The sequence below is a fragment of the Microvirga sp. jy35 genome, assembly GCF_056148915.1.
This window is the reverse complement of record NZ_JBWBEW010000095.1, coordinates 1-3,863: the sequence shown is the minus strand read 5'-3', so window position 1 is coordinate 3,863 and position 3,863 is coordinate 1. Positions and strand designations below refer to the sequence as shown.

The following is a 3,863-nucleotide window of genomic DNA, read 5'->3' as shown; positions in this document are numbered from 1 at the left end:
GGCATCGAGACCACCCAGATCTACACCCATCTCGACACCTCCCGCCTCCACCAGATGGTTCGCGACCTCCATCCGCTGAACGCACAGCGCGCTCCCGATTGAGATCCGCGGGATCACGCCGGGCGCAGTCTCCGCTGCGCAAGTTCAGGCTGAGTTGAGGGCTCTCTGGTTTGGGCTTGGGCACTTGAAGCGCTGGTGTGTCGACCTTTAAAGCGACAGAAGGATGGTCTTGAAGTCTCAGGCCACTTTGCCTTCGGTCTGGGCGGCTCGGGCCTCAGCTGCCGCGGCAGCCTGCTGCTGCAGGCGGTGCTCCGCCAATTGCTGCCTGACGTCTTGGTAGAGCGGGCGGAAGGCTGAGCCATGGTTTTCGACCATATCAGCCAGGATGTGAACAGCCCGGACCAGCTTTTCTTCCGTGATCGGACCGCGGTCTCGGTGATGCCATTCGCTCATGTGCCGTCTCCTCATAATGGGAGTGGGCACAGTGCGCCGAGGATCTTGATAGCAGGTTAAGCTTGCCTGAGGCTTGAGGATCCTCCACAAGCTGGCGCACCAGCCCGCAGTGAATTAGCATCACGGCCAAATCACTCACGAAGTGCAGCCTGCTTTTCCCGATCAGCCCAAAGACACTTACGAAACTATACTATGAAAGCTTCAAACAGGCACGTCGTCATCGACGTTGAAACTGCGCAGTCCTATGATCATCTCATTGAGATTGCTGCTGTTGAGGTTGTTGACGGCACAATTTCCTCGCGCTCGTTTATCCGCAGGATCAAGCCGCGCTCACCTATGAGCTCATTCTGCTACGCGGTGCATCGCATCTCGCTGGCGGATCTGGAGAATGAGCCGCATTTCGACGAGGTCGTTCACGATCTTATGGACTTTGTCAGCGACGATACGATCATCGCTCACAACTATGCCTACGAGTACAACACGCTTAAGCGGGAGTTTGAGCGCGCAGCACAGCCGACTTACCCGCGCGAGCGCTTCCTTTGCACCATGGCTCTGGCCAAGCGCTCGGGTCTACCTGGCAAACTCCGTCACGCCTGTTCGCAAGCAGGCATCAGCATCGCTCACCTGCGTGATGCGCACGATGCCTTGAATGATGCCCTCTTGGCAGCCCATCTGTTTCTAAAGCTCAGCCCGACAGAGCGGCCCTGAACTCGCAGCTTTTACAAGCTGCGGCTGCTCCATACCATGACACCCTCACGCAATCTTCGCCCGGTAAATCGGCTGGGGATAGAGGGGATGTCATGTGCAAGCGCCAAATTGACAAGCGGCTAACAACGCCTACGCCATCTAATGACAACGAGCCAAGCACTGCTAGACGTGTCATGACCCAAGTTCCGGCTGTCTAGCAGTCGGATACTCTATCCGTTGTACTCGAGTGTGCGGTAACGTTCAGGCTGAATTTATGGCAATCGGAGTGCGGGCAATCCCGCTGAAGAACCGCGCCCTGCCCTGCTCAGGACCGCGCCGGTAGAGCACCAGGTGTTGCCGAATGGGCGAGTGGGCGTCGGGCATTGAGCTGACAAACCTTACTCGGGTCTGCCCTTCTGAAGCGTTCTCTCCATCTCCTGCATCATGGCCGCCTCGATGTCATCGAGGTTGACCTGGACAGCCTGCCCGTTCGTTTGTGCCGAACCAGACTGAGCCCTGGTTACAGAACCCTGCTTTGCCGAAGGGCGGCTGACGGTCATGCGCCGCTGAACCGGAAAGCGGTTCTCCAGGGTGTCCAGCAGGCCAGCAAGCGCCGCATCGGAGAGAGGAACGTCCGGAGATTGATCAATAGCGCGCAGAGCAAGAGACTGATTGCTGTAGCGGGCCTCCGTCGTAACCTCAGGTCCGAACCACGGCAGAGGAACAAAGCCCCTCGCCTGCTCCTCGTTCTGGAACTCAACCGAGACGACATGCAGGGCCTTGGGCCGATTGAATTGGTCGATGAGGGCGTCGCGATCGCCAATCTGAAGCCTGGTGCCGGGTGTAGTCGATCTCACCGGCGCAGACATCGAGCAGCGCATGGCCGTGCGCCACCGGAACCTCGGTATGTTCTTCCCTGTCACCATCAGGACCAGCAGTTCTCAGGATGAGTAGGGCCCCTGTTCTCCTCGAGGCGAACCCAGGAGGTGCGGTCTCTCTGCTCCGGAAAGAAGCCCTCAATCTGACGCAGACCGCCTCTCTCCCGCTGGATGAGGCGGGCCAGGGATGAGGCGAGGAGAAAGCGGCGGCGAATAGTCATGAACCCCACAACCAAAAGACATGAGATCGGCTCCCTAGTTCGTACAGGCGATGCGAAGGTTGGGGCAAGTCCGATTGCTGACGCCTCCCTCAAGAAGCTGAGTTCCTTATCTAGGAAAACATTGCGCTAAGCGTTTGTAAACGGGTCGGACTGGACGATGTGCCCTGTAGCTTAGAGTCATGTTGTTCCACAGGTGTTTTCATGAAGAATGTTCGACGCTTCCTTGTTGCCCCATGCATTGCTCGCCTGATTTCGAGAGATCAAGGTGTCGACCGTCAGGTTGTCGAAGGCTATCTCTCGTCCCAACCGGGCAAAGACCAGTTTATCCGGTTCGAAGCCAATCAAGTTTATTTTGTCCTGTCAGGGCAGGATCCATCAGGGGAATTGGTCGAGAAGCTTGCTCCCTTACCCCATGAACATGCCGAGGCTCTGTTTGGCCTCTGCATCGGGCAGATCTCCTACGACCGGCTCCAGATGCCTCCGCAAGGCGGGCTGAGCCATAAGGTACAGCTTGACCGTATTGTGTATCCCGGCAGTGTTGATCTCATCACCGTCGAGTTTGACGACATCCAGCAGGCAGAGGCCTTAGAGGTCCCGACCTGGTTCGGGCCTGAGGTGACCACTGAGTTCAGTTATGAATGGCGCTATATCGCGTTGAACGGTCTTCAGGCGAACCTTGATGTGCCGCTCTCAAGCCAGCAGGTCGAAGCTGCTCTTGATATGCTGGATCAGTCTAAGAAGGCCACTCACGCGGACAACTTGTCCGCTGCCGACGACGTCATTGTAGCTCTCAGCCGCTCACTTGAGACATCTGGTCTCCTGAAAGCGACAAAGGAGGCTGCCGCACCTTTAGAGGCAGAACCACTTGCTGCGGCTTTGTGAGCTGAGGCAGAGCCCAGCTCAGTAACTTGAAACAACCCTGGATACCTCAGGAGTACTGCTATGTTTCGGCAGCGCTCTTGGCCCCTGAGCTCTTTACTCGACAGCAATCGCTTTGAGGGCACGCCTGATTGCAACCCGGGCTGCCTCGACGTGCCCTCCTGCCAGCAATTCATCGACGATCCTGAGCGCCATCACGGCATCAGGGCGTTGGATCGTATCTGAGGCTGATGGTGCGATGCCGCGATCACCTGTGGCTTCGGCAGGATCATCGCTTTGGCCCACAAGATAAGCTGGGCTGCACTGGAGCACGGAAGCAAGGTCATGGATGCCCTGCCAGCATGTCCCCATCTGCTCCATCGTTCAACGTTTGGATCCGGATTGCTGTTTTTCTGGTGAGGAGCCAACGGAGGAAGCGCTCGGATGTGAAACTTCGTTCTGGATGAGGTAGGTGTTGATCAGAGCCACAACCTTTCGGCCCAGCGCCTGATCCTCTTCAATGTTACCCGTGTCGAGGATCTCAAGCCGGATCTCGAAATCGGCGTCGCATATGAGAATGGCCGGATCCTGCTCGTCCCCATCTCCCTGACTCTCCAGGAACCAGCGCTCGTCCGGATTCGGGTCTTCTACATCGAGACCTGCATTCAGGCTCTCGACAAGATACCTCCCCAGACGATCGTTGATCCTCGTGCCATCGTCTTCGCCAAAGATGATCCGGGGCTCGCCTTGAGGATCCCGAATGACG

General features: G+C 57.3%; 5 protein-coding genes. 2 read left to right on the top strand and 3 right to left on the bottom strand.

Annotated features, from left to right (window positions below):
• Positions 1-237: 237 nt before the first annotated feature.
• On the bottom strand, positions 238-453 hold the full coding sequence (locus AC0QTX_RS27230; protein WP_474606915.1) for a hypothetical protein: 216 nt from the start codon (positions 451-453) through the stop codon (positions 238-240).
• Positions 454-645: 192 nt separating this feature from the next.
• Here AC0QTX_RS27230 and AC0QTX_RS27225 point away from each other — a divergent pair, with 192 nt between their 5' ends.
• Entirely contained in the window at positions 646-1,161 is a 516-nt protein-coding gene (locus AC0QTX_RS27225; RefSeq protein WP_474606914.1) for a 3'-5' exonuclease, read from the top strand.
• Between the two features lie 377 nt (positions 1,162-1,538).
• Here AC0QTX_RS27225 and AC0QTX_RS27220 read toward each other — a convergent pair whose 3' ends face one another.
• Positions 1,539-1,997: a CYTH domain-containing protein gene (locus AC0QTX_RS27220; protein WP_474606913.1), complete on the bottom strand. Its 459-nt coding sequence runs from the start codon at positions 1,995-1,997 to the stop codon at positions 1,539-1,541.
• 443 nt (positions 1,998-2,440) lie between these two features.
• On the opposite strand from AC0QTX_RS27220, the gene AC0QTX_RS27215 reads away from it, so the two are divergent.
• A complete protein-coding gene (locus tag AC0QTX_RS27215) occupies positions 2,441-3,121 on the top strand; it encodes a CYTH domain-containing protein (protein ID WP_474606912.1) in 681 nt (226 codons plus the stop codon).
• Between the two features lie 360 nt (positions 3,122-3,481).
• Here AC0QTX_RS27215 and AC0QTX_RS27210 read toward each other — a convergent pair.
• Positions 3,482-3,863: hypothetical protein (locus AC0QTX_RS27210; protein WP_474606911.1), on the bottom strand; the 382-nt coding region annotated here is incomplete at its 5' end.

Coding starts and splice junctions, on each gene's coding strand:
- AC0QTX_RS27230 (WP_474606915.1), bottom strand. CDS start 453: ATGAGCGAATGGCATCACCGAGACCGCGGTCCGATCACGGAAGAAAAG.
- AC0QTX_RS27225 (WP_474606914.1), top strand. CDS start 646: ATGAAAGCTTCAAACAGGCACGTCGTCATCGACGTTGAAACTGCGCAG.
- AC0QTX_RS27215 (WP_474606912.1), top strand. CDS start 2,441: ATGAAGAATGTTCGACGCTTCCTTGTTGCCCCATGCATTGCTCGCCTG.